Annotated in this window: 23 protein-coding genes; 13 read left to right on the top strand and 10 right to left on the bottom strand. The window is 72.1% G+C overall.

The features are described from left to right. Positions 1-62 precede the first annotated feature (62 nt). Complete coding sequence (locus tag IEZ31_RS02135; protein WP_190247961.1) at positions 63-1823, bottom strand: amidohydrolase; 1761 nt, start codon at positions 1821-1823, stop codon at positions 63-65. A 452-nt stretch (positions 1824-2275) separates the two neighbouring features. Here IEZ31_RS02135 and IEZ31_RS02130 point away from each other — a divergent pair, with 452 nt between their 5' ends. From IEZ31_RS02130 to IEZ31_RS02110, 5 genes are read left to right on the top strand one after another with little or no spacing between them, the layout of a single operon-like run. Continuing rightward, complete coding sequence (locus IEZ31_RS02130) at positions 2276-3427, top strand: CaiB/BaiF CoA transferase family protein (RefSeq protein WP_190247960.1); 1152 nt, start codon at positions 2276-2278, stop codon at positions 3425-3427. Continuing rightward, positions 3412-4194, top strand: coding sequence for a citryl-CoA lyase (locus IEZ31_RS02125; protein ID WP_190247959.1), 783 nt, complete (start codon positions 3412-3414; stop codon positions 4192-4194). The genes IEZ31_RS02130 and IEZ31_RS02125 overlap by 16 nt, the downstream gene beginning before the upstream one ends. Positions 4195-4212: 18 nt before the next feature. Then, a complete protein-coding gene (locus IEZ31_RS02120; RefSeq protein ID WP_229833990.1) occupies positions 4213-5163 on the top strand; it encodes a DODA-type extradiol aromatic ring-opening family dioxygenase in 951 nt (316 codons plus the stop codon). Further along, entirely contained in the window at positions 5160-5522 is a 363-nt protein-coding gene (locus IEZ31_RS02115; protein ID WP_190247958.1) for a hypothetical protein, read from the top strand. Before IEZ31_RS02120 ends, IEZ31_RS02115 begins: the two co-directional genes overlap by 4 nt. Before the next feature lie 11 nt (positions 5523-5533). Beyond that, positions 5534-6484: a quinone oxidoreductase family protein gene (locus IEZ31_RS02110; protein ID WP_229833989.1), complete on the top strand. Its 951-nt coding sequence runs from the start codon at positions 5534-5536 to the stop codon at positions 6482-6484. Here the strand turns inward: IEZ31_RS02110 and IEZ31_RS02105 are convergent, their stop codons facing one another. The 6 genes from IEZ31_RS02105 to IEZ31_RS02080 form a co-directional block, all read right to left on the bottom strand. Further along, a complete protein-coding gene (locus tag IEZ31_RS02105; RefSeq protein ID WP_190247956.1) occupies positions 6485-6898 on the bottom strand; it encodes a class I SAM-dependent methyltransferase in 414 nt (137 codons plus the stop codon). A 123-nt stretch (positions 6899-7021) separates the two neighbouring features. Then, positions 7022-7738 (bottom strand): ABC transporter ATP-binding protein, encoded by a 717-nt coding sequence (locus IEZ31_RS02100; protein ID WP_190247955.1) that lies wholly within the window; start codon positions 7736-7738, stop codon positions 7022-7024. Further along, positions 7731-9602 (bottom strand): branched-chain amino acid ABC transporter ATP-binding protein/permease, encoded by a 1872-nt coding sequence (locus IEZ31_RS02095; RefSeq protein WP_190247954.1) that lies wholly within the window; start codon positions 9600-9602, stop codon positions 7731-7733. The genes IEZ31_RS02100 and IEZ31_RS02095 overlap by 8 nt, the downstream gene beginning before the upstream one ends. Beyond that, positions 9599-10468 carry a branched-chain amino acid ABC transporter permease gene (locus IEZ31_RS02090; RefSeq protein WP_190247953.1) on the bottom strand — a complete coding sequence of 290 codons (870 nt, stop codon included), beginning with the start codon at positions 10466-10468 and terminating at the stop codon, positions 9599-9601. Before IEZ31_RS02090 ends, IEZ31_RS02095 begins: the two co-directional genes overlap by 4 nt. Positions 10469-10584: 116 nt before the next feature. After that, positions 10585-11835, bottom strand: a complete 1251-nt coding sequence (locus tag IEZ31_RS02085) for an amino acid ABC transporter substrate-binding protein (RefSeq protein WP_190247952.1) — start codon at positions 11833-11835, stop codon at positions 10585-10587. A gap of 33 nt (positions 11836-11868) precedes the next feature. Then, positions 11869-13554, bottom strand: a complete 1686-nt coding sequence (locus IEZ31_RS02080) for an amidohydrolase (RefSeq protein WP_190247951.1) — start codon at positions 13552-13554, stop codon at positions 11869-11871. Between the two features lie 352 nt (positions 13555-13906). Here IEZ31_RS02080 and IEZ31_RS02075 point away from each other — a divergent pair, with 352 nt between their 5' ends. Beyond that, entirely contained in the window at positions 13907-14740 is an 834-nt protein-coding gene (locus IEZ31_RS02075; protein WP_190247950.1) for an IclR family transcriptional regulator domain-containing protein, read from the top strand. Positions 14741-14753: 13 nt separating this feature from the next. Here IEZ31_RS02075 and IEZ31_RS02070 read toward each other — a convergent pair whose 3' ends face one another. Then, positions 14754-15959 (bottom strand): NosD domain-containing protein, encoded by a 1206-nt coding sequence (locus tag IEZ31_RS02070; RefSeq protein WP_190247949.1) that lies wholly within the window; start codon positions 15957-15959, stop codon positions 14754-14756. Between the two features lie 37 nt (positions 15960-15996). After that, positions 15997-16176 (bottom strand): hypothetical protein, encoded by a 180-nt coding sequence (locus IEZ31_RS02065; protein WP_190247948.1) that lies wholly within the window; start codon positions 16174-16176, stop codon positions 15997-15999. Positions 16177-16594: 418 nt separating this feature from the next. On the opposite strand from IEZ31_RS02065, the gene IEZ31_RS02060 reads away from it, so the two are divergent. The 7 genes from IEZ31_RS02060 (at position 16595) to IEZ31_RS02030 (ending at position 23889) form a co-directional block, all read left to right on the top strand. Then, positions 16595-17905: an extracellular solute-binding protein gene (locus IEZ31_RS02060; RefSeq protein ID WP_229833984.1), complete on the top strand. Its 1311-nt coding sequence runs from the start codon at positions 16595-16597 to the stop codon at positions 17903-17905. Then, positions 17902-18846 (top strand): carbohydrate ABC transporter permease, encoded by a 945-nt coding sequence (locus IEZ31_RS02055; protein ID WP_229833982.1) that lies wholly within the window; start codon positions 17902-17904, stop codon positions 18844-18846. Before IEZ31_RS02060 ends, IEZ31_RS02055 begins: the two co-directional genes overlap by 4 nt. After that, a complete protein-coding gene (locus tag IEZ31_RS02050; protein ID WP_190247947.1) occupies positions 18846-19658 on the top strand; it encodes a carbohydrate ABC transporter permease in 813 nt (270 codons plus the stop codon). The genes IEZ31_RS02055 and IEZ31_RS02050 overlap by 1 nt, the downstream gene beginning before the upstream one ends. Before the next feature lie 33 nt (positions 19659-19691). Continuing rightward, positions 19692-20816 (top strand): glycoside hydrolase family 172 protein, encoded by a 1125-nt coding sequence (locus IEZ31_RS02045; protein WP_190247946.1) that lies wholly within the window; start codon positions 19692-19694, stop codon positions 20814-20816. A gap of 50 nt (positions 20817-20866) precedes the next feature. Then, positions 20867-21889, top strand: coding sequence for a LacI family DNA-binding transcriptional regulator (locus IEZ31_RS02040; RefSeq protein WP_190247945.1), 1023 nt, complete (start codon positions 20867-20869; stop codon positions 21887-21889). A gap of 84 nt (positions 21890-21973) precedes the next feature. Continuing rightward, entirely contained in the window at positions 21974-22930 is a 957-nt protein-coding gene (locus IEZ31_RS02035) for a glycoside hydrolase family protein (RefSeq protein ID WP_190247944.1), read from the top strand. Continuing rightward, a complete protein-coding gene (locus IEZ31_RS02030; protein ID WP_190247943.1) occupies positions 22930-23889 on the top strand; it encodes a carbohydrate kinase family protein in 960 nt (319 codons plus the stop codon). The genes IEZ31_RS02035 and IEZ31_RS02030 overlap by 1 nt, the downstream gene beginning before the upstream one ends. On the opposite strand, the gene IEZ31_RS56005 is transcribed toward IEZ31_RS02030, so the two are convergent. Then, positions 23876-24280, bottom strand: a complete 405-nt coding sequence (locus IEZ31_RS56005) for a ricin-type beta-trefoil lectin domain protein (protein ID WP_229833981.1) — start codon at positions 24278-24280, stop codon at positions 23876-23878. The genes IEZ31_RS02030 and IEZ31_RS56005 overlap by 14 nt on opposite strands. Positions 24281-24306 lie beyond the last annotated feature (26 nt).

Genomic DNA, 24306 nt, shown 5'->3' with positions numbered 1-24306 from the left:
CGGCCCGTGATCGATGGAGACTTCCGGCTGTCATGGGGACCGGAAGTCTCCATCGATCATCGTCAGCGGCGGCCGGAGAGGGCGCCGGTGTCGTGCACGACCTTGCCGTCGACGACGGTCAGGATCGGGCGGATGTCACGCATCGCCGCGTCGCTGACCGTGAAGTAGTCCTTGTCCAGGACCACCAGGTCGGCCAGCTTGCCGCGCTCGATCGAGCCCAGGTCGTCCTCGCGGTTGAGGTACCACGCGTTGCCCCGCGTGTAGGCCCGCAGCGCCTGCTGGCGGGTGATCTGCTGGCCCGGGTTGATCTGCTGGCCCAGCACGTTCAGGCCGGTGGTCGCGTAGTGCAGCGCGAACCACGGGTTGTGCGGCGCGATGTGGATGCCGTCCTCGTGCATGCCCATCGGGATGCCGCTGGCGAGGATGTCCTTGAACAGCGGGCCGGCCGGCAGGCCGTCGGCCCGGGGCAGGCCGCCCAGCCAGCGGAAGCCCGACACGGACACGCCGCAGTTGAGCTTCTTGAGCCGGGCGAGCTGGTCGGCCGTCGCGTAGTCGGCGTGCTGCAGGCCCCAGCGCAGGTCCTTGATGCCGAACTCCGCGTCCATCTGCTCGTAGGCCGCGACGACCTGCTCGATCGCGGCCGTGCTCGTCGCGCTGCCGCCCTGGGCGTTCTCGTTGCGCCAGCGCGCCTTGGCGACGAGCCGCTGCGACTCCAGCCAGACCGCGTAGCCGTTGGCGTTCGTCGGCGCGGCGAACGGCGCCGCCCACTCGCCGATGCCGCCGGTGCGCAGCATGTCGTCGCCGAAGAACGGGAACTGGTTCTTGAGCCGCTCGCGCAGCTCCGGCAGCTGCTTGTCGAGGCCGCCGAGCTCCGCGATGAAGCCCTGGTTGTGCAGGAAGTTCAGCTGCAGCCGGATGAAGGCGCGGCCCTGCGCGTGCAGCGAGAGCCAGGCGTCGTACATCCGGAAGTGGTTGAGCGTGGGCAGCCCGTCGGTCGGCTGCGGGTCCAGCGCCGCCGGGTTCAGCGTCCCGTTCGCGGTCGCGACGAGCGTCTGGTCCAGGATCGTGGTGAGCCCGACGCTCGCCGTGAAGGCCATCGCGTCGAGCGCGCTGCGCTGCTTGTCGGCGAAGGTCTGCCGGATCCGCAGGTGGTACAGCGCCCGGTTGGCCATGTTCGGGTTGCCGCCGGCGATCGTGCCGTCCTCGGCGACGGTCACCGGCAGGTCGGTGATCGACTCGAAGAACTGCTTGCCCAGGGTGTTCACCCGGGCCGGGCCGAAGCCGCTCTGGTACAGGAAGACCGGCCGGTCCGGCACGACGGCGTCGATCTCGGCCCGGGTGGGCAGCCGCTGCTCGGCGAACATGCGCGGCGTGCCGCCGCCCATCGCGGTGATCATGCCGCCGGGCGGGACGGTCTTGCGCCGCGCCTTCAGGAACGCGAGCACCTCGGCCACGTTCTTCGCCAGCTCCCACTCGGCGACGTGGTAGCCGGGCCGGTTGGCCAGGCTGATGAAGTGGCTGTGGCTCTCGATGAGCCCGGGGACGACGGTGCGCCCGCGCAGGTCGATCTTGTTCGCGGAGCTGCCGCGCTCGGCGTCGCGACCGACGGCGGTGAACCGGCCGCCGGCGATGCGGACGGCGGAGACGACCGAGTCCCGGTCGTCCATGGTGTGGATGCGGCCGTTGACGAGGAGTAACTCCTCGTCGTCATCGTCGTGCCGGCCGTTGGCGTGGGCGGGGGTGCCGACGAGGGCGGCCGCCGCGGCGACGGTGCCGCCGCCGACGATCAGGCCGCGCCGGGAGAGGCCGTGGGTGTCTGCCATGAGTGCTCCTGGGGTTGGGGTGGCGCGGCCGGTCAGGGCGCCGGCCGCTGCTGCGCTCACGGTGCTGCGGAGAGATTGGCGGACGATCGTCCGTCTAACGGACGGATCGACATCACAATGTTCCCGTGACCTCGTGCTGTCAAGGACGCAATTTGTGGGCGGCGGCGGACCTCTGTTCGCTGTACGGACACTCGGCTGGTCACCGGCGCCGTCGGGCCAGTCCGGGCCAGTCCGCACCCGGCGGCAAGGCGGACAGGAGTCCGTCTGGCGGTCAGCACCCGCCGCGTGCGCCCATGCCGGCCGGGATTCCCTTCTCCGGCCCGGTCCGCCCGGCATCGTGAAAGGATGCTGGGAACGGGGCCATGGCGGTTGACAGCACCCGGTCGGAGACCGAGACTGACTAGGCGCGGACGATCGTCCGTCTAACGGACAGCCGAGCGGAGAGGGAGCTGATGACGCAACCCGAGCGGGCCGACCGGCCGCCAGGGCCGCTGAGCGGCCTGCTGGTGGCGGACTTCTCGCGGATCCTCGCCGGCCCCTACGCGACGATGCTCCTGGCCGACCTCGGCGCCGAGGTGATCAAGGTCGAGGGCCCCGGCGGCGACGACACCCGAACGTGGATGCCGCCCGTCCGGGACGGCGTCTCGACGTACTACCTGGGCATCAACCGCAACAAGCGCTCCATCGCGCTCGACCTGCGCGACCCGGAGGACCTGGCCGTCGCGCAGGCCCTGGCCGCGCGCGCCGACGTCCTCATCGAGAACTTCAAGCCGGGCGGCCTGGCCCGGTTCGGCCTCGACTACACGAGCGTGTCGGCCGGCAACACCGGCATCGTCTACGCGTCGATCAGCGGCTTCGGCTCGGGCGCGGGCGCCGCGCTGCCCGGCTACGACCTCATGGTGCAGGCGATCTCCGGCCTGATGAGCCTCACCGGCGACCCCGGCGGCCCGCCGTACCGGGCCGGCATCTCGGTCTTCGACGTGATGGCCGGCCTGCACGCGAGCATCGGCATCCTGGCCGCGCTGCGGCACCGCGACGCGAGTGGCGCCGGCCAGCACGTCGAGGTCAACCTGCTGTCGTCGGCGCTGTCCGGGCTGGTCAACCACTCCAGCGGCTACGTCGCCGGCGGCACGGTCCCGTTCCGGATGGGCAACGCGCACCCGAGCCTGTTCCCGTACGAGCCGCTGCCGGTCGCCGACGGCGAGCTCATCGTGATCGCCGGCAACGACGGGCAGTTCCGCAAGCTGTGCGCGGTGCTGGACCTGGAGCACCTCGTCGGTGACCCGCGCTTCGCGCACAACCAGGACCGCACGGCCAACCGCGAGCTGCTGCGGCCGTACCTCGTCGAGCGGCTGGCGACGCGGACCAAGGACGAGTGGTTCCGCGACCTGACCGCGGCCGGCGTGGCGTGCGCGCCGATCAACACGATCGACGGCGGGGTGCGGCTCGCCGAGGAGCTGGGACTCGACCCGGTGGTGCTCACCGGCGGCGTGCCCGGCATCCGCAACCCGATCCGCTTCTCCGGCTCGGCGGCCCGCTACGAGCTGCCCCCGCCGGAGCTGGACGAGCACGGTGAGGAGATCCGCCAGTGGCTGAAGAGCTGAGCTTCCCGACCGGGATCGGCACGTCCGACGCCGACCAGATCCGGCTACTCGGCCAGGACCTGGCCGCCGACCTGATGGGGAAGGTGGGCTTCGGCGAGCTGGCCTTCTGGCTCGTCGCCGGCCGCCGGCCCACCCCCTCCGAGACGAGGGTGTTCGAGACGGTACTGGTGGCGCTGGCCGACCACGGCTTCACGCCCACGGCGATCGCCGCCCGGGTCACCTACGTGTCCGCCCCGGAGGCGCTGCAGGGCGCCCTCGCCGCCGGCCTGCTCGGCGGCGGGTCGCGGTTCCTCGGCGTGACCGAGGACGCCGGCAGGTTCCTGGCCGAGGTGCTCGCCGGGGTGGCTGAGGTGCCGTCCGACGACGCCGGCTGGGACGCGCTCGCGACCGCGGCCGTCACCGAGGCCCGCGAGGCCCGCCGCTTCGTCCCCGGCCTCGGGCACCCCGTCCACAAGGTCCAGGACCCGCGCACGCCGGTGCTCATCCGCATCGCCGACGAGGAGGGCCTGCGCGGGCCCCACCTGCGGCTGTTCGAGGCGATCGGCCGGGTCCACCCGGCGATCCTCGGCCGCACGCTGCCGCTCAACGGCGCCGGCGTCTGCGGCGCCGCCCTCGCCGACCTCGGTCTCCCGGTCGACCTGCTGCGCGGCTTCGCGCTGCTGGCCCGGGCGGCCGGGCTGCTCGGGCACCTCGCCGAGGAGCGCCGCACCGGCCTCGGCATGGAGATCTACCGCACCGTCGACCGCAACGCCCGCTACACCCCCTAGGTTTCGGAAAGGACCGCCATGGCCGAAGTTGTCGCGGTCATCGCCTCCACCCACCACCCCTTCTACTACAAGGCGTCGACCGCCACCGGCGAGGACCGCCCACCGTTCGCCGACGAGTGGGTCCGCAAGATCCTCAAGTTCCGCGAGACGCTGACCAAGGCCAACCCGGACGTGCTGGTCATGGTCGGCTCCGACCACTTCCACCAGCTCTGGCTGGACAACATGCCGCAGTTCCTGGTCGGCAAGGCGCCGTTCTACGACGCCAACTGGTACAACGAGGAGCGCGAGTTCGGCCTGCCGCGCATGCTCCTGCGCGGGCAGGAGGACCTCTCGGCGCACATCCTGCGCGAGGGCCTCGACGCCGGGTTCGACCTCGCGTTCAGCAACGAGCTGCGCATCGACCACAGCGTCACGTGCCCGATCATCACGCTGCGGCCCGAGGCCGACCTGCCGATCGTGCCGGTCTACACGAACATCTTCGCGCCGCCGCTGCCGCAGCCGAAGCGGTTCGTCCAGCTCGGCCGCACGATCCGGGAGCTCGTCGAGTCGTGGCCGTCGCACCTGCGGGTCGCCGTGGTCGGCACCGGGCACCTGTCGCTGGAGCTCGGCGGCCCGCGCCAGTTCGGCCCGCACGGCCCCGACCCGGAGTTCGACCGCAGGGCGGTCGAGTGGATCGCCACCGGCGACATCGAGGGCTGCCTGTCCGAGGTGACGCTGGACAGCCTGCACGCGCCGGGCAACGCGACCCACGGCTTCATGGACTTCATGCTCATGATGGGCGTCGCCGGCGACGGCCGGAAGGCCGACTACGTCGACACCTACGACCTGTTCCACACCATGGAGGCGTACTTCACCTGGTACCCGAACGGAGCCGTGAGCGGTCCGGAGCGCAGCGGAGGGGCCGCTCACCGGGAGGCACAGGGTGGCAGCGCGGACTCCCGGAGCGCAGCGGAGGGAGTCGAAGCATGAGCAAGTACTTGCTGAACAAGTTCCTCTACACGGTGGACCGGGATCCGTCCCTTGTGGAGCGCTACCGTTCCGACCCGGCGGGGACGGTTGCCTGGTGGGAGTCCTCGCTCGGGGTGTCGCTGCTCAACTCCCACAGCGGCGAGGCCACCACCTGGCTGCGGCTGGAGGACGCGGAGCGCGCCGCGCTCGTCGCGCACGACTACGTGCAGCTGTTCGAGCTCGGCGCGCACCCGTTCCTCACGCTGACCCTGTTCATCGCGATGTTCGAGCGCGACCACGCCGAGCCGCTCGCGTTCCAGAAGGAGTATGCGGTCCGGCTGGCCCACTTCAACCTGCCCTACCCGGACATCGCGACCTGACCATGCGCGCGTTGCAGATCGTCCAGTGTGGACAGCCGCCCGTCGTCGCGGACCGGCCGTCGCCGGTCCCCGGCGACGGCTTCGTCGCGGTCACGCTCACCGCCGCCCCGATCACCCCGCTCGACGTCCTGTGCGCCACCGGCCGGTCGTACTTCGGCGCGCCCGCCGTGCCCTACGTCCCCGGTGTGCAGGGCGTCGGCACGCTCGACGACGGCACCCCGGTGTGGTTCCCGACCGACGCCGGCATGCGCCCCGGCGACGGCTCCATGGCCGAGCGGGTCGTGGTCCCGGCCGCCGACGTCGTCGCGCTGCCGGACGGCGCCGACCCGCGGCTGGTCGCCGCCCTCGGCCTGTCGGCCGTCGCCGCGTGGAAGGCGCTGACCTGGCGCGGCGAGCTGCGCTCCGGCGAGCAGGTGCTCGTCCTCGGCGGCGGCGGGATCGTCGGCCAGGCCGCGCTGCAGATCGCCCGCCTGCACGGCGCCCGCCGGGTGGTCGCGGCCTGCCGGTCCGCGGCCGCCCAGGAGCGCGCCCGCCGGCTCGGCGCCGACGCGGTCGTGCCGCTCACCTCCGCCGACGATGTGGCCGGCCTCGCCGCCCGCCTGCGCGAGGCGCTCGACGGCCCGGCCGACCTGGTCCTCGACCCGCTGTTCGGCGTCCCCGCCGCCGCCGCGCTGCAGACCCTGGCACCGCACGGCCGCCTGGTCAACCTCGGCAGCTCGGCGGGGGAGACCGCCCCGTTCGACTCGGCGACCCTGCGCGGCGGCTCGCTGCGCGTGCTCGGCTACACCAACAACGAGCTGAGCGCCGCCGAGAAGGGCGCCACCATCCGCCTCGTCGCCGACCACGCCCTCGCCGGCCGCCTCACGGTCGACCACCACGAGATCCCGCTGTCGGAGGCCCCGGCGGCGTGGCTGGACCAGGCCGACGGCCGCGCCACCCGCCGCATCGTGCTGGTCCCGTAGCTACCGGCGGCGCCACACGGTGAGGCGGTCCGGGATGTTCGGCCACGAGGGCAGGGCCAGGTCCTCGGCCGCGGTCCAGTGCCGGGCGAGCTCCTCGTGCAGGCGTGCCGTCCCGGCCGGGCCGTCCGCGTCGCCGACGACGTAGAGCAGGGTGTCGCCGCGGTAGGCCCGCAGGACCGCGTGGCCGGCGTCGTCGTCCGGGGGCGCCGCGTCGGTGGCGACCACGTCAACGCCGCGGGCGCGGAGCAGGGCGGCCCAGTAGCCGGTGCCGGCGCCCGTCTCGAGGATCGGGCCGTGGTCGCCGATCAGGGCGAGCGCCGCCTCCGTCGGGATCGCCCAGGCCAGGCGGGCCGCCAGCTCGCGCCGGCGCCGGGGCAGGTCCAGCTCGCGGGCCGGCCCCGGCGCTATCCGCATCGGTCCCGCCTTCGGCCGGTCGCCGAGCAGGATCGACCAGGTCGAGCATCGGGTTACCGGAAGCTCCAGGGGACAGCGCCGCCAGGGCGGTGTGGAACGCCGCCAGGCGCGCGGTCGGCGGGGTCACAGGCCCAGGACGCTGCGGCGGACCTCCGGGCTCTGGCGCAGCTGCGCCGCCGGGCCGGAGGTGACCACGCGGCCCTCGCCGAGCAGGTACGCCCGGTCGGCGATGGCCAGGGCGCGCTCCACGTCCTGCTCGACCACGACCACGCTCACCCCGCCGGCGGCGATCCGCTCGATCGCCTCGTACACCTCGTCGACCCGGACCGGGGCCAGCCCCAGCGACGGCTCGTCGAGCAGCAGCAGCCGCGGCCGGGCCATGAGGGCGCGGCCGATGGCGACCATCTGCTGCTCGCCGCCGCTGAGGCTGCCGGCCAGCTGCCCGGCGCGCTCGGCGAGGCGGGGGAACATGTCGTACACCGTGGCGAGCGTGGTGCGGTGCTCGCGGCGGGCCTCTCGGCGGTACGCGCCGAGGATCAGGTTGTCGAAGACCGTCATCCGCGGGAAGATCCGCCGGCCCTCCGGGACGATCGCCACGCCGTGGGCGCAGACGCGGTGCCCGGCCAGGGCCGTCGTGTCGGCGCCGGCGACGCTGATCCGGCCGCCGGAGGCCGGGTGGATGCCGGCGACCGCGTTGACGAGCGTCGACTTCCCGGCGCCGTTGGGGCCGACGACGCACACCGTCTCGCCGGTGCCGACCGACAGGGTGACGTCCCACAGGGCCTGGGCGTCGCCGTAGCGGACGTCGAGGCCGGTGACCTCTAGAACCTGCTCAGACATGGGCCTGCTTCCCGAGGTAGGCGCGGACGACGGCCGGGTCGCTCATCACCGTCTGCGGGTCGCCGTCGGCCAGGAGCGTGCCGCGGTCGAGCACCACGATGCGGGTGGCGAGCTGGTTGAGCACGCGGAGCAGGTGCTCGACGATGACGATCGTGATGCCGCTGTGGTGGATGCGGCGCACCACGCGGACGGCGTTGTCGACCTCGGCCGGGTTGAGGCCGGCGAGCGCCTCGTCGAGCAGCAGCACCTTCGGGTCCGACGCGATCGCGCGGGCCATCTCCAGCAGCTGCCGCTGGTGCAGGTTGAGGCGGCCGGGCCGGGCGTCCGCGAGGTGGTCGAGGGCGACCGTGGCCAGGTGCCGCTCGGCGAGCGGGCGGGCCTGGCGCAGCGACATCGGCGTGCGGCCGAACATGATGGCCGTGGCGACGTTGTCCCGCACGGTCATCGAGTCGAAGGGCTTCGGGATCTGGTACGTGCGGGCCAGCCCGACGTGCGCGATGCGGTGCGGCGGCAGCCGGGTGATGTCGTGCCCGTCGACGCGGATCGTGCCCTTCGTCGGCCGGGTGGCGCCGGAGAGCAGGTTGACCAGCGTGGTCTTGCCGGAGCCGTTCGGCCCGACGAGGCCGATGAGCTCGCCGGCGCGGATGTCGAGGCTGATGTCCTCCAGCGCGTGCACGCCGCCGTAGTACTTGGCCACCGACCGGCACTCGACGAGCACTTCGCCGATGGCGGGCGGTTCGCCCGGCTCCTCCTCGACGACGTCCACAGTGGACCGAGCCGCCGCCGGGACAGCGCTGGAGCGGCGGGTGCCGAGGACGATCGCGACCAGCGCCGCCGCCAGCATCCCGGCGACCAGCCAGTCGAGCGTCTCGCCCCACACATTGAGGATGTACAACACCCCGAACACGACGACGAAGCCGGCCAGGGCCGCCCAGGGCCGCGCCCGCAGCCGCGCGTACAGGCCGGCCGGTGCGGTGGCGACCAGGATCGCCAGGATGGCGCCGAGGAAGATGGCGTTGTACTCGTCCAGGCCGTACGACGACAGCCGGTCCTGCAGCGTCACGATGAGCACGGCGCCGACGACCGGGCCCAGCCAGTGCGAGCGGCCGCCGAGCACGCCCATCACGATGACGAACAGCGGGATCGTCAGGCCGAAGACGCTCTCGACGGTGACGAAGCCGATCTGCAGCGCGTAGACGCTCCCGGCCACGCCGCCGAGGACGCCGCTGGCGACGATGGCGATCATCTTGTACCGGAAGGTCGGCACCCCGAGGACCTCGGCGACGTCCTCGTTGTCGTGGATGGCGGTGAGCGCGGATCCGGCGCGGGAGTGCTGGACCAGGAACGCGACGGCGACGGCGACCGCGGCGACGGCCAGCGCCAGGAGGTACTGGAACTGCTGGAACGTCCCGAAGAACTCCGGGTAGTCGGGCAGCGGCAGCGTCGTGCCCTGCCCGCCGTCGACCGAGCGGTTGATCCGGGCGAACGCGGCGAGGATGAACGGCACGGCCAGGGTGAGCAGCGCGAAGATCTCGCCGCGCAGCGACCCGAGCCGGAACGCGACGGCCCCGATGCCGAGCGCCAGCAGCCCGCACAGGACGGCGGCGAGCGGCACGGTCCAAAAGAAGCCGACGCCGTGCCGGCCGGTGAGCACGGCCGTGGTGTAGGCGCCGACCCCGACGTACGCGGCCTGGCCGAAGCTGAAGTAGCCGCTGTAGCCCGACAGCAGGTTCCAGCTGGTCGCCTGGGCGATCCAGAAGCACACCGAGCCGAGCAGGATCAGGTAGAACGAGGCCAGGCCGAGGTCCGGCGCGAACACGCCGAGGGCCGCCAGCACCAGGAAGGCCACCAGCAGGCGCTTCATCGGGCCGCTCCGATCGTGAACAGGCCGCGCGGGCGCAGCAGCAGCGCGAGGATGATGGCGGAGAACAGCACGAACGGCGCGGCGGCCGGCGACCAGACGACCGACACGACGCCGGAGAGCACGCCGACGAGGACGCCGGCCGCGAACGTGCCGACGACCTCGCCGATGCCGCCGAGGATGACCACGGCGAAGACGATGCCGAACCACTCGTAGGCGGTGTCCGGGGTCAGCGCGTTCGACAGCGAGAACACGGTGCCGGCCAGCGCCGCGGTCGCCCCGACGACGCCGCCGAGCAGCAGGCTGAGCCGCCGGTGGTCGACGCCGAACGCGCCGGCGACGGCGCTGTCCTGGGCGATCGCGCGCATCGCGCGGCCGGCGAACGTGCGGCGCAGCACCAGGTGCCCGCCGGCCACGACGACGACCGCGAGACCGAACGCGATGAGGGTGGTGACCGGGAAGACCAGCCGGCCGATCGAGAAGGAGGCGGTCGCGTACGGGTTGACGTCGGCGCCCATCCGCCGGAAGTCGGCCGTCCACACGTTGTGTGCGACCTGGATGGTGATGATGAGCAGACCGAAGCTGACGAGCAGCGAGTTGAACTCGCTGAGGGCGAGCCGGTCGAAGAGCCACTGCAGGGCGGCGCCGGCCACGAACATCACCGGCACCGTGACGAGCAGGGTCAGCAGCGGGTCGATCCCCCAGGACGTGGCGAGCTGGAGCGTGAGGTAGGCACCGACCAGGATCAGGCCGAAGTGGGCCAGGTTGATGACGCGCAGCACCCCCCACGTGACGGACAGCCCGATGGCCATCAGGGCGTAGAGCCCACCGATCAGCGCCCCGCTGAGAGTGGCCTGGACAACGTTCATTCGGACCTCGCGTCGTCGGCTGGTTCGCGTCGATCTTGCAGTTGTGGTGCCTCACAAACCCGGACATTCGCGGCGTTTCCCGGCACCACAACTGCAAGATCAACGCACTTGGGGGGTTAGGGGCGGCGAGCGGCGAGCGGCGCGGCGGCCTTGTCCGCCGGCCACACGACGACCCAGTCGCCCTTCTGGATCTGCTTCAGCGTCTGCGTCGTCGGCCAGAAGTTGAACGACTTCGGGTCGAAGGTCAGGTGGCCGCTGAACGTGGTGTCGACACCGTTGGCGTGCAGGGAGTCGCACAGCTTCTGCTGGTCGGTGCCGCCGGTGGCCTTGACCGCGCCGGTGAGGATCTCCCACGCGTTCCAGGAGGCCGTGGCCTGCGTCTCGAAGACGGTGTACGGCAGGTTCGCCGCCTTCGCCTTCTCGGTGAACCTCGTGGTGATCTCGGTGGCCTGCGCCCCGAGCTTGTCGAGGATCGGCTTGTTCGGCTCGAACATCGACACCGACAGCATGCCGTCGGACAGGTCGCCCAGCGCCAGCAGCGGGCCGGGCGCCGGGAACAGCCCGAACATCTGCTTCGGCCGGTAGTTGAGCTGCTTCATCGCCTGCAGGATGTTCACCGCGTCGACGCCGAGGCCGTTGTTGATGACCAGGTCGGGGTTCGCGTCCCGGACCTGGGTCGCGATCGGCGCCCAGTCGGTCGTCGTCGGCGGGTAGTGCACGTCGGCGACGACAGTGATGCCGCGCTCCTTGGCGATGCTCAGCGCGCCGGCCTTGTCGCTGCCGAAGCCGTCGGAGACGAACGCCGCCGAGCCGCTCTGGCTGGTGAGCACCGCGACCGTCTTCGGCGGGGTGGGCAGGCTGGCCAGCGCGTCGAACAGCTGGTTCGGGATGAAGCTGTTCGGCGTCGGGCCGATCGACCAGGCCGGGAACTGGCACTCGTAGGTCAGCTGCGGCGCGAGCACCGCCGAGTGCTGCGGCAGGATGTAGCCGTGCCGCTGCGCGACCGCCATCGCCGAGAGAATGTTCGGCGTGGCGTAGGGGCCGAGGATCAGGTCGACCTTGTCCTGGCTGATCAGCCGCTCGTACAGCTGGCTCACCTTGGCCTGGTCGGACTGGTCGTCGAGGACCTTCCACTCGACCTTGCGCCCGAGCAGGCCGCCGGCGGCGTTGAGCCGCTCGACGAACTCCTCCCCGGCGATCTTGTGGATCTGGCCGGTCGCGGCGAACGCGCCGGTCAGCGAGAGCGTCGAGCCGACCACGATCGGCGCGCTGCTGCCGCCTGATCCGCCGTCCCCGGACCCGCGGTTGCACCCGGTGACGACCAGGGCCGTCGCGACGGCCGCCGCGACGAGTGAACGCCTGCGCATCTGCTTATCTCCTCCCGAATGGCAGCGGTGTGCTCAGCGCACGTCGCCGGTGTCGTGGACCACCGCGCCGCCGACCACGGTCAGCACGGAGCGGAGGTTCCTGAGCTTGTCGTCCGGGACGGTGAAGTAGTCGTCGCTGAGCACGACCACGTCACCGAGGCGGCCCACCTCCAGCGAGCCGAGCTGGTCCTCGTCGTCGCCGCCGAGGAACCACTGGTTGGCCCGGGTGTAGAGGTGCAGCAGCTCCTGCCGGCTGATCTGCTGCCCGGCGTTGATCTGGTTGCCGAGCGCGTTGCGGCCGGTCGTCGCGTAGTACGCATGGATCCACGGGTTCATCGGGGCGATCTGCATGCCGTCGGAGCTCATGCCGGCCGGGATGCCGTGGTCCACGATCGTGCGGAAGGGCGGGCCGGACGTCGGGCCGGTGCCGGCGAGGTACTGGTAGCCGGTGAGGTTGACGCCACCGCCGACGGCCTTGAGGCGGTCGAGGTACTCGACGCTGATCCGCGGGACGTGCGCGATGACCCAGCGCAGGTCCTTGATGCCGATCTCGGCGTCGACCGCCTCGAACGCCTGGATCTGGGTCTGGAAGTCGGTGCCGGTGAGCGAGTGCACCTCGACCCGCCAGCGGGCCTTCGCCGTCTTGCGCGCCGCCTCGAGGAACACCGGGCCGCCGAAGTAGCTCGCCGCGATGAACTCGCCGATCGCGCCGGTGCGCACCATGTCGTTGCCGAAGAACTTGAAGGCGTTCTGGATGCGCTGGGTGAGGGTGGTGACGTTGGTGTCGGTGTCCTGGTGCAGGAAGTTGATGCGCAGCCGGATGGTGCCCTTGCCCTCGTCGAACAGCTGCAGGAAGGGCAGGTTCATCGTGTAGTTGTCCTCGTGCGCGGCACCGTCCGACGGGCTGTCGGTCTTCTGGAACGCGCCCTGGTCGAGGTGGGTGGTGGCGCCGAGGCTCACCGCGTAGGCCATCGCGTCGAGGGCGCTGCGCCGGCGGTCGTCGTCGGTGAGCGCCCGGCGCAGCGCGAGGGTCGCCTTGCCGGTCTCCTGGCCGCCGGCGATCGAGCCGTTGGCGCCGACCGTCACCGCGGGGGAGACGGCCTCGAAGAACTTCTTGCCGAGCGTGTTGGTCGCGCTGGGCCCGGTGAAGCCGATGGACAGGTACACGGGGTGGTCCGGCACGGCGGCGTCGAGCTCGGCGAGCGTCGGCAGCCGCACCTCCTGGAACTGGTTGAAGTGGAAGCCGCCGATGGTGGTGATGAACTTGCCGCGCGGCGTGTGCCGGGCCCGCTCGCGGTAGGTCCGCTGCACGTCGGCGACGGAGTAGGCGTTCTCCAGCGGGGTGTGGTAGCCGGGCCGGTTGCCCATGAGCACGACGTGGTTGTGGCAGTCGATGAGGCCGGGGATCGCGGTCCGCCCGCGAAGGTTGACCGCGGGCGCTTTGCCCTCGAACAGCCGTCTCGCGGCGCCCTCGTTGGAGCCGGCGTAGACGATCCGGCCGTCCTGGACGGCCAGCACGCTCACGACGCGCTGCTGTGCGTCCATCGTGTGGATCCGGCCGTTGTGCAGCAGGAGGTCGGTGCGCAGCGACCCCTCTTTGTAGTGCTCGTGGGCCGACGCGGCGGCGGGGACACCGAGCGCGCCGGCGGCGACCGCGGCGCCGGCGACGGCTCCGCCGCGCAGGACGCCGCGCCGGGACAAGGCGTGGTCTTCGCTCATTGCTGTGGTTCACCTGTTCTTGCGGTGGGGTGTGTGCGCAGCGGACGCGGGTCCGGCGATGCTCGCGGACCCGTCGGGCGGCGCGGTGGAGGGGTGAAAACACAAGCGGGACAAGGGAATGGGGGCGAAGCGCAGGTGCCGGCGGCCGACCGGCTCCCTGCCGCTCCATCCGAGCATCGGGGGCCGATGCTCCATTTTGCGGACGATCGTCCGTCTGACGGACGGCTGACATCACAATGTTCCCGGCACCACGTGATGTCAAGACTTAGGTTTGAAACAATTGCGCCGCGACGGCGGACTAGTGTTCGCTGTGCGGACCGACAAACGGACCTCTGGCGACGATGGGGCGGCGATGGCACAGCGTGGAGAAGGACCCGACTTCATCGAGGCCCTCGCGCGGGGACTGGACGTCATCCGGGCGTTCCACGCCGACCGGCCCCGCTTGACCCTCTCCGAGGTCGCCGCCGCCACCGGCCTGGCCCGGCCGACCGCGCGGCGCATCCTGCTGACCCTGGAGGAGCTGGGGTACGTGCGCACCACCGCCGCCGGGCACGAGCTCACGCCGCGGGTGCTGGAGCTGGGGATGGCCTACGTCGGGGCGCTGTCGCTGTGGGACATCGCCCGGCCGCACATGGAGACGCTGGTCGCCGCGACGCGGGAGTCGTCGTCGATCACCCAGCTCGACGGGTCCGACGTCGTCTACCTGGCCCGGGTGGCGGTCCCGAAGATCATCGCGCTGCGGGTCGAGATCGGCACCCGGTTCCCGGCCACCGTGACCTCGCAGGGGAAGGTGCTGCTCGCCGCGCTCCCGCCGGAGCGGCTCGACGAGGTGCTGGCCCTGCCCAGCCGCTCCGGGGTGCAGCCGTGGGTGCAGCACTCCCGGCCGGCCATCGACGCGATGCTGCGCGAGGTCAACGCGCGGGGCTGGGCGGTCGCCGACAACGAGCTCGCGCCCGGCATCCGGTCGGTGGCGGTGCCGATCCGGGACGGGCGCGGTGAGGTACGTGCGGCGATGAACGTGACCGTGAACTCGGCCGAGACCACCACCCGGACGCTGCTGGAGCAGCACCTGCCGCACCTGCTGCGGGCGGCGAGCGCCATCAGCGCCGACTGGGCGCTGTGGCAGTCCCGCCCGCAGCTCGACCTGCCGGCCGCGGAGGCGTCACCCGCCGTCGCCGGCCGGTGACGCCCGGGCGGCCCTACGGGGTTGGGCGCAGCGTGTAGTTCGAGGTGTAGCTCTGGAACTGGGCGGCGGTGGCGCTGTCGAGCACCTTCGTGCCGGTGGTCGAGGCGTCGAGCACGACGGCCTTCACCGCGACGTTGGCGGCGAAGCTGTTGTCGGACAGGCGGTTGTCGGCGCCCGACGCGACGAGGACGACCGTCGGGGTCGCGCCGGAGGGTGCGATCTTCGCCGTGGGCACGTTGTAGACGAACAGGTTGCCGCTGACCATGTTGGCGTCGCCGCGCAGGTGCACGACGCCGTAGAGGTCGTCCTTGCCGTTGCCGTACGGCTGCATCGGCGCCCACGGTTCCGCCTCCCGCCGGAAGTGGTTGCCGCTGATCAGGTTCTCCCGGTTGGTCCCCTCGAAGTCGATGAGACCGGGGTAGAAGCCGTGGAAGCGGTTGGCGCTGATCGAGGACCGGTTGGTGTTCTTGAAGTGCACCAGGCTCCGGCCCCGCGGGAAGACGTTGTTGCCGGTGACGAGCAGGCCCTCGTGGCCCTCGGCGAAGACCGAGAACCCGACGTAGCCGGCGCCGATGAGGTTGTCGGTGACCTTCGACGCCTGTCCGGAGCCGACGAGCTCGACGCAGCTGCCGCACTCGGCGATGAAGTTGCCGCTGACGCTCAGCGCGTCGGCGTCGCGCACGACGAGGGCCTGTTCGAGGTACACGAAGCCCATGCCCTCGACCCGGAACGCGTCGTTGGCGGTGTCGACCCGGATGCCCACCTTGCCGTTGCGGTAGGAGTTCTGGTGCGGGGTGAAGCCGACGCCGTCGAGGCAGAAGTTGCTGAACACCACGGAGCTCAGCCGCGGGTCGCCGGTGCGGGCGACGAGGAACGCCTCGCTGCGGCCGTCGGTGTTCTCCACCCGGATCCGGCTGCCGCCCGGCCAGATCTCGTGCCACGACGCCGTGCTGCCGGCGTTGTACCGGATGCTCGACGACGTGAAGCCGTGGCCGGAGCCGCGGATGGTGAGATAGCTGACGTCGACCACCACGCGCGTCCTGAGCGGGTAGTCGCCGGGCGGGACGTAGATCGCGGCGCCGGGCTTCGAGGCCTGGCCGGGCTGCTGGGCCTTGATGTCGGCGATGATGCTGTTGATCACCGCGCCGATGTCGGTGTAGCAGGTGAGCGCCGGGTTGCCCGGGACGCTCCAGGTCGTGACGTCATAGACGGTGGACATCGTGCTCCTTCGTCGGCTGGGCGGGTCGACAGGCTGTTCAGAGCAGGCCGATGACGGCCGTCCGCGGCCGGGTGGCGGGGGCGGCGCCGGGCGGTGGGGTGGTGGCCGGGGGCGCCGCGGCGGCCGGCGGGGTGCTGCGGGCGAACGCCGCCGTGAGCGCCGCCGCCGGTGCGGCGAGGACGGATGCGACGAGGGTGCGGCGGGACAGTGCGGGCATGACACGCCTCTCGACGGTGGGCCGCGCCGGATCGCGCGGCCGGCGGGGGTCGCGGCTCGCGCGACCGGACAGCGGCGACGAGCGCGGCCCGCGACGACCGGCCGCACCGGATCGCGGCCGGCCGTGGCGAGTCCGCCCGGTGTTTGCCAAAAGCTTTTGCCAAAACCTTTTTTCACTTCGCGTGGGCACAGCGTAGGAACGTCGCGCCGGTTCGGTCAAGACCGTGGCTGTAACACGGTCGACTCTTGACGTTCACGGAGCGGTACTTCTAAGCTCCACCCCAGCACCGATGCCAAATGGTTTTGGCAAAAGCTTTTTCCGGACACTGAACTCGGGGTATGCCTCGACTCCCCACTTCGCGCATCCACACCCCTTACGATCACGCTGCGTCGTGGTCGGCCCCGTGAACGGAGCGAACATGGCACCACTCAGCGCGCCCGGTATGGACCGGCGCCGCTTCCTCGGTCTGACCGCCGGCGCCGGCGTCACGCTGCTCGCCGGCGCGGCCTGCGGGGCGGGCGGCGGCAGCGCCGACGCCGGCGACCCCAAGACCCTCAACGTGCTGTGCGAGGGCGGCGGCAAGGCGGAGCTGCAGCCGGTCGTCGATGCCTACCAGAAGTCGGCCGGCGTCACCGTGAACCTGGTCGAGCTGCCCTACGACGGGCTGTTCAACCGGCTCACCACCGAGCTGGCGAACGGCAAGCCCAGCTTCGACGTCTGTGCCGTCGACGCCGTCTGGCTGCCGCTGTTCGCCGGGAAGCTGGCCGCCATCGACCAGCTCTTCACCGACCAGGTCAAGGCCGACCTGTTCCCGGCCCTGGTCAAGGAGGCGAGCACCGGCGGGAAGTTCGTCGGCATGCCGGTCTGGACCAACGCCGAGGTGCTGCTCTACCGCAAGGACCTCTTCGAGAACCCGGCCGAGCAGGCGGCGTTCCAGACCCGGTTCGGCTACCCGCTCGCGCCGCCGAAGGACTGGAAGCAGTTCACCGAGGTCGCGCAGTTCTTCACCCGGCCGGACCAGAAGCTCTACGGCACCGACGTGAAGGGCGCCGTCGAGACCGAGTGGCTCGCGCACGTGCTGCAGGCCGGCTCGCCCGGCGTCGTCCTCGACGACAGCGGCGCGGTCATCATCGACAACGCGCAGCACCTGGCGGCGCTGACCTTCTACGCCGACCTGGCGAACAAGCACAAGGTCAACCCGGCCGGCCCGCAGCAGACCGACTGGAACGCCGCCCAGAACCTGTTCAACTCCGGCGGGACCGCCATGACCCGCTTCTGGGCCCACGCCTACCGGCAGATCCCGAAGGACGCGGCCGTGGCCGGCAAGGTCGGCGTGGCGCCGATGATCGGCGGGACGGCCGGTGTCGCCGCGATCCCCGGGCCGTGGTACCTCGGCATCCCGCAGGCCGGCACCAAGCAGGACACGGCCGCCGAGTTCATCAAGGCCTGCTACGACAACAACGCGCTGAGCGTGCAGTCGTCGCTCGGCCTCGCCGCCCGCAAGTCGGCGTACCAGCAGTACGCGACGCAGGCCGGCTACGAGTCGTTCGGCCCGCTGCTGTCCACGCTGGACGCCTCGGCGACCCGCACCCGCCCGGCGACCCCGCACTGGCAGCGGATCGTCGACGGCGTGCTCATCCCCATGCTGCAGAAGTCCCTGACCCCCGGCGCCGACTACGCCGGGCTGCTCAAGGACGCCAAGACCCAGATCGAGGGCATCATCAAGTGAACCAGGCAACGCTGCCGGCGCCGGCGCAGGTCGACGACCGGAGGCGGCCCCAGCGCCCCCGGATGTCCGACGCGCGCTACGCGCTGCTCCTCGTCGCGCCGGCAGCGGCCGTCCTGCTCGGGCTGGTCGGCTGGCCGATCGTCCGGCTCGTCGTCGACAGCTTCCACACCGGCTCCGGCCTCGGTGACGGGCGGCGGTTCGCCGGCTTCGACAACTACGTCACCGCGCTGACGGACCCCGCGATCCGCGCCGCGGCCGGCCGCACGCTGGCCTACACCGTCCTGGTCGTCGCGGCCGAGCTGGTCATCGGGCTCGGCATGGCGCTGCTGTTCCGGGCCCTGGGCTCCCGCTCGCGACCGCTGCAGACCCTGTTCCTGTACCCGCTGATGATCGCGCCGGTCGTGGCCGGCCTGCTCTGGCGGTTCCTGATAATCGACAACTTCGGGATCGTCAACGAGCTGCTGGCCCGGGCCGGGATCATCGACTCGCCGTCGGCCGTGTCCTGGCTCAGCGACCCCGGCATCGTGCTGTTCTCGGTGGCGCTGCCGGACATCTGGCTCACCACGTCGTTCATGACCCTGGTGCTGTACGCCGGCCTGCAGTCGATCCCGCCCGACCTCTACGAGGCGGCCCGGCTCGACGGCGCGGGCGGCCTGCGGATGCTGTGGAACGTCACGCTGCCGCTGCTGCGCCCGGTGATCGCGGTCGCGCTCGTCATCCGCGGCGTCGACGCGGCCCGCGCGTTCGACGTGATCCTGGTGCAGACGAACGGCGGGCCCCAGTCCGCGTCGGAGACGCTGAGCCTGACCGTCTACAAGACGATGGTCACGTTCAACGACCCGGGCGCCGCCGCCGCCGTCAGCACCCTCTTCATGATCGTCATGATGGTCGTCGCGCTCGTCGCGGTGTTCACCGTCTGGCGACCGGCCCGGGAGTCGTGATGAAACGCGCCCTGCTGTGGGCGACCGCCGTGCTGGTCGTCCTCCTGTACGCCTTCCCGTTCCTGTACCTCGTCCTCACCTCGCTGAAGCCGCCGGTCGACGCCATCGCCGTGCCGCCGAGCGTGCTGCCGCACCGGTTCTCGCTCGACAACTACGCCGAGGCCCTGCGGCGCGAGGGCGTGGCGGCGTCGTTCGTCAACAGCGTCACGACGGCGGCCATCACCACGGCGCTCTCGATGGCCCTGGCGATCCCGGCCGCCTGGGGGATCACGCGGTACCGCACGCGGGCGGGCCGGGCGCTCCTCGCCGGTTCCCTGCTGGTCCGGATGACCCCGGCCGTCGCCGTCGGTGTCCCGCTGGTCGGCATCATGGGCAGCCTGGGCCTCTCCGACACCCCGACCGGCCTCGCCCTGGCCCAGACCACGGTGGCGCTGCCGCTGGCGATCTGGCTGCTCGCGAGCTTCTTCGAGTCGGTGCCCCGGGAGATCGAGGAGGCCGCGCTCGTCGACGGCTGCTCGCGCCCCCGGGCGCTGCTCAGCGTGATCCTGCCGGTCGTCTCCGGCGGGGCCGCGGTCGCCGCGATCTTCGCGTTCCTGGCGTCGTGGAACGAGTTCCTGTTCGCCCTGCTGCTCACCTCGCTGCGGTCGCAGACCACTCCGCTGGCGATCGCCAACCTGCAGACGCAGTTCGGCCTCGACTGGGGGCCGATGACCGCCCTCGCCACCCTCTACTCCCTGCCCGCCGTCGTGCTCACCCTGCTGCTGCAGCGGCGCATCGTCGCCGGGCTCAGCCTCGGTGCCGTCAAGGGCTGACCCAGCCCGTACCACACCTTCGAAAGGACGAAGATGACCTTCTGGCAGCCGACCAGCCCACTCGCCGGGCTGCCGCGGATCAAGGCCGGCCGCTCCCGCCGGGAGAGCAGCTGGGACCGGACCGGCGGCAACCGCGACTTCAAGACCGTGCCGGCGGGGGAGACCCACGTCCTGGCCGACATCGAGGGCGCCGGCGTCATCGAGCACATGTGGATCACCACGCGGTGCTACTCGCCGATGTACCTGCGCAAGCTCGTGCTGGAGATCTTCTGGGACGGCGAGGAGCACCCGAGCGTCCGGACGCCGCTCGGCGACTTCTTCGGCGTCGGGCACGCCGTCTCGGCGCACTTCGTCTCGCTGCCGATCAGCATGGTGACCGGGCCGCGACGCGGGCCGAAGGGGCCGTTCGCCGCCGCGATGAACAGCTACTTCCCGATGCCGTTCGGCAGCCACGCCAAGGTGCAGATCCGCAACGAGAGCGACCTGCCGATCGAGAACCTGTTCTACTACGTCGACTACGAGCTCACCCAGGAGCCGACGCCGGCGGACGTCGGGCGCTTCCACGCGCAGTACCGCCAGGAGAAGCCCTGCCAGAAGGTCGTGCACCCGGCCACCGCGGCGGGCCGGCCGGCGCCGTGGGACCTGCCGGGCGTGAACCTCACCGGCGCGGACAACTACGTCATCCTCGACGCCGAGGGCACCGGGCACTACGTCGGCTGCGTGCTGAACATCGACAACTTCGACGCCTCGAACCAGGTGTACTCGTGGCCCGGTGAGGGCGACGACATGATCTTCATCGACGGGGAGCAGTGGCCGCCGTCGCTGCACGGCACCGGCACCGAGGACTACTTCAACGCCGCCTGGGGCTTCCCGAGCGGCGCCTACGCCGGCCCGTACCACGGCATCACCCTCGCCAGCAGCGTGCAGGAGCACTTCGGGCTCTGGAGCATGTACCGCTTCCACATCGAGGACCCGGTGCGCTTCCAGCAGTCGATCCGGGTGACGATCGAGCACGGGCACGCCAACGACCAGGGCAACGACTACTCCAGCGTCGCGTTCTGGTACCAGGCCCACCCGCACCGCCCGCTGCCCGAGCTGCCGCCGGTCGACGAGCGCCTGCCGCGCCGCTGGCCCGAGCACGGCCTGTGGGACGAGTGAGCGATCCGCTACGGTAGTCGGCGATCTTCATCGAGCTTGGTGGTTGACACATGGCACGCAAGGTGACCATCCGGGACGTGGCGGCGGAGGCCGGCGTCTCGGTGACCACGGTGTCCCACGTGCTCAACCGGTTCTCCGGGGCACGTGTGAGCGACGAGACCCGGGAGCGGGTCGAGACCGCCGCCCGGCGGCTCGGCTACGCCGCCAACGGGCTGGCCCGGGGGCTGCGGCTGCAGCGTTCGCAGACCCTGGGGCTGCTCGGCGACGAGATCGCCACGACGCCGTACGCGGGGCGGATCATCCTGGGTGCCCAGGAGACGGCCTCGGCGCGCGGCTGGCTGCTCATCCTGCTGACGACGGGCAACGACCCGCAGGTCGAGGAGCGCGAGATCCGGGCGCTGGCGCAGCACCGAGTCGACGGGGTCCTCTACGCCACGATGTACCACCGGCGGGTCGAGGTGCCGGCGCAGCTGCGGTCGATGCCGCTGGTCCTGCTCGACGCCGCGTCGGACGACCCGACCATCCCGTCGGTGGTGCCGGACGAGTTCGGCGGCGGGCACGCCGCGGTGCGGCACCTGGTCGAGCACGGCCACCGCCGCATCGGCTTCGTCACCAACGTCGACGACATCCCGGCCACCCACCTGCGGCTCGAGGGCTACCGGGCGGCGCTGCGGGAGGCCGGCATCGACCACCGGCCGGACCTGGTCGTGGCCGAGACGACGGACGCCCGCGGCGGCTACCGCGCCGCGACCGCGCTGCTCGACCGGCCCGACCGCCCGACCGCGCTGTTCTGCTTCAACGACCGCCTGGCGATGGGCGCCTACCGGGCCGCGGCCGAGCTCGGGCTGCGCATCCCGGACGACCTGTCCATCGTCGGGTTCGACAACCAGGAGCTGATCGCCGAGGGCCTCTACCCGGGCCTGACAACCGTGGCGCTGCCGCACTACGAGATGGGCGCGTGGGCGGTCTCGACGATGATCGCGCTCGTGGAGGGCGACGCCGCGCCGGGCGAAGTCCCCCCGGTCACCATGCCCTGCCCGCTCATCGAGCGCGGATCGGTCGCCGCGCTCTAGACCTTCCGCTGTACCGCACCCGTGCATCACACGGGTGCCGATGACGGCTGCCCTCGGTGGCCGTCCACGATGTGAGGAACGACGATGCTTCGACTTCCGGACGCCTGGGTGTGGGACTTCTGGCTCGCGCAGGACGGCGACACCTACCATCTGTACTTCCTGCGCGCCTCGCGGGCGCTCGGCGACCCGGACCGCCGGCACTTCCGGGCGAGTGTCGGCCACGCGGTCTCCACCGACCTGACCCACTGGACGCAGGTCGCCGACGCGCTCGTCCCCGCCGACCGCCCCGCGTTCGACGACGTCGCCACCTGGACCGGCTCGATCGTGCGCGACCCCGGCGGGCGCTGGCACCAGTTCTACACCGGCGCCGGCAGCACCGAGAACGCCCTGGTCCAGCGCATCGGCCTGGCCACCTCCGACGACCTGTACGCCTGGCAGCGCCACCCGGGCGGCCCGGTGCTCGAGGCCGACGCGCGCTGGTACGAGAAGCTCGGCACCAGCACCTGGCCCGACGAGGCCTGGCGCGACCCGTGGGTCTTCGCCGACCCGGGCGGCGACGGCTGGCACATGCTCGTCACCGCGCGCTCGAACCAGGGGCCGGTCGACGAGCGGGGCGTCATCGGCCACGCCCGCTCGGCCGACCTGGTCACCTGGCACGCCCAGCCGCCGCTCACCGCGCCCGGCGCCGGCTTCGGCCATCTCGAGGTGGCCCAGGTCGAGGTCGTCGACGGCCGGCCGGTGCTGCTGTTCTCCTGCCTGCGCCACGAGTTCGCGGCCCGGCGCAAGGAGACGGGGGCCACCGGCGGGGTGTGGGCGGTCGCCGGCGAGACGCTCCTCGGGCCGTTCGACCCGTCCGCGGCCCACCCGGTCACCGACTCGTCGCTCTACAGTGGACGGATCGTCCGCGACCCGTCCGGCCGGTGGGTGATGCTCGCCTTCCGCAACGTCGACGCCGGCAAGCGGTTCGTCGGCGAGCTGAGCGACCCGATGCCGGTCGAGCTCACGCCCGCGGGGCAGCTCAAGCTCGTGGCGGACCGCTGATGTCCACCGCCGCGTCCGCCGCCGCGTTCACTGTCGTGGGGGAGGCGGTCGTCGACCTCGTCGAGGACGGCGACGGCCGGTTCACCGCCCACCCCGGCGGCAGCCCGCTCAACGTCGCGGTGGCGCTGGCCCGCCTGGGCCATCCGACCGCGCTGCTGGCCCGGCTCTCCACCGGCGGCTTCGGCCGCCGGCTGCGCGAGCACGCGGCCGCCAACGGCGTCGCGCTCGACCGGGCGCCCGCCGCGCCGGAGCCGGCGACCCTGGCCGCGGTCACGCTCGACGGGCACGGCGCCGCCACCTACGACTTCTACACCGCCGGCACGGCCGACTGGCAGTGGACCGACGCCGAGCTGGCGGCGCTGCCCGCCGGTACCCGGGTCGTGCACACCGGCTCGCTGGCGACCGCCGTCGCGCCGGGCGCGGTCCGGATCCTCGCCCTGGTCGAGCGGCTCCGGCGGGCCGGCGGCACGCTGCTCAGCTACGACCCGAACGTGCGGGCCGGGCTGGTCGGCGACCTCGACGCCGCCCGGGCCGGTGCCGAGCGGTTCGTCGCCGCCGCGCACGTCGTGAAGGCCAGCGAGGACGACGTCCGGCTGCTGTACCCCGGCAGCGACCCCGTCGACGTGCTGCAGCGGTGGCGGGGCCTCGGCGCGTCGCTCGCCGTGCTCACGCGGGGCGCCGCCGGCGCGGTCGCGGTCGCGGCCGGCGGCGTGGTCCGCGAGCCCGGCCGCTCCGTGGCCGTGGTCGACACGATCGGCGCCGGTGACGCCTTCACCGGCGGCATGCTGTCCGCCCTCGCCGACGCCGGCCTGGCGACACCGGCGACCGTGGCCGGCCTGTCCGCCGGGCAGGCGGCCGACGTCCTGGCCGGCGCCGGCCGGGTCGCGGCGATCACGTGCACCCGGGCCGGCGCCGACCCGCCGGACCGGGCGGCACTGCGGGCGTTCAGCAGCGGCTGATCGTCGAGTTGTTCAGCGTCACGCCGGAGATCGTGAACCGGTCGGCACACGGGTTCTCCACGATGCGGTTGTTCGTCAGCGTGAAGTTTCGCAGCGTGATGTCGGCGTTGCCGGGGAACTCGGTGCGCTCGGCCAGCCGCACCTCGCCGCCGCCGCTGATCGTGCCGCCGTTCGTGGCGATGCTGTTGTAGCCGTCGGTGTCGGTGTACTGCGAGATGCGCCCGCCGTCGGCGGTCGACCACTCCCACAGGTCCATGGCCTTGCCGCTGTTGCGGTTCACCAGCACGTACCAGGCCGACGGGTCGACCGTGGCCGCTTCGGCGGCCGGCAGCCAGACGGCGCCCACCAGTGCGGTGACGGCCGCGGCGACGAGCAGGGCGATGCGTCTCATGGCTGGCACGCTCCTTCGCCTTCGTT

This window comes from Dactylosporangium sucinum (assembly GCF_014647515.1).
Taxonomy (GTDB): domain Bacteria; phylum Actinomycetota; class Actinomycetes; order Mycobacteriales; family Micromonosporaceae; genus Dactylosporangium; species Dactylosporangium sucinum.
Note: the sequence above shows the minus strand (reverse complement) of the source record. Positions and strands in the feature narration are given on the sequence as shown.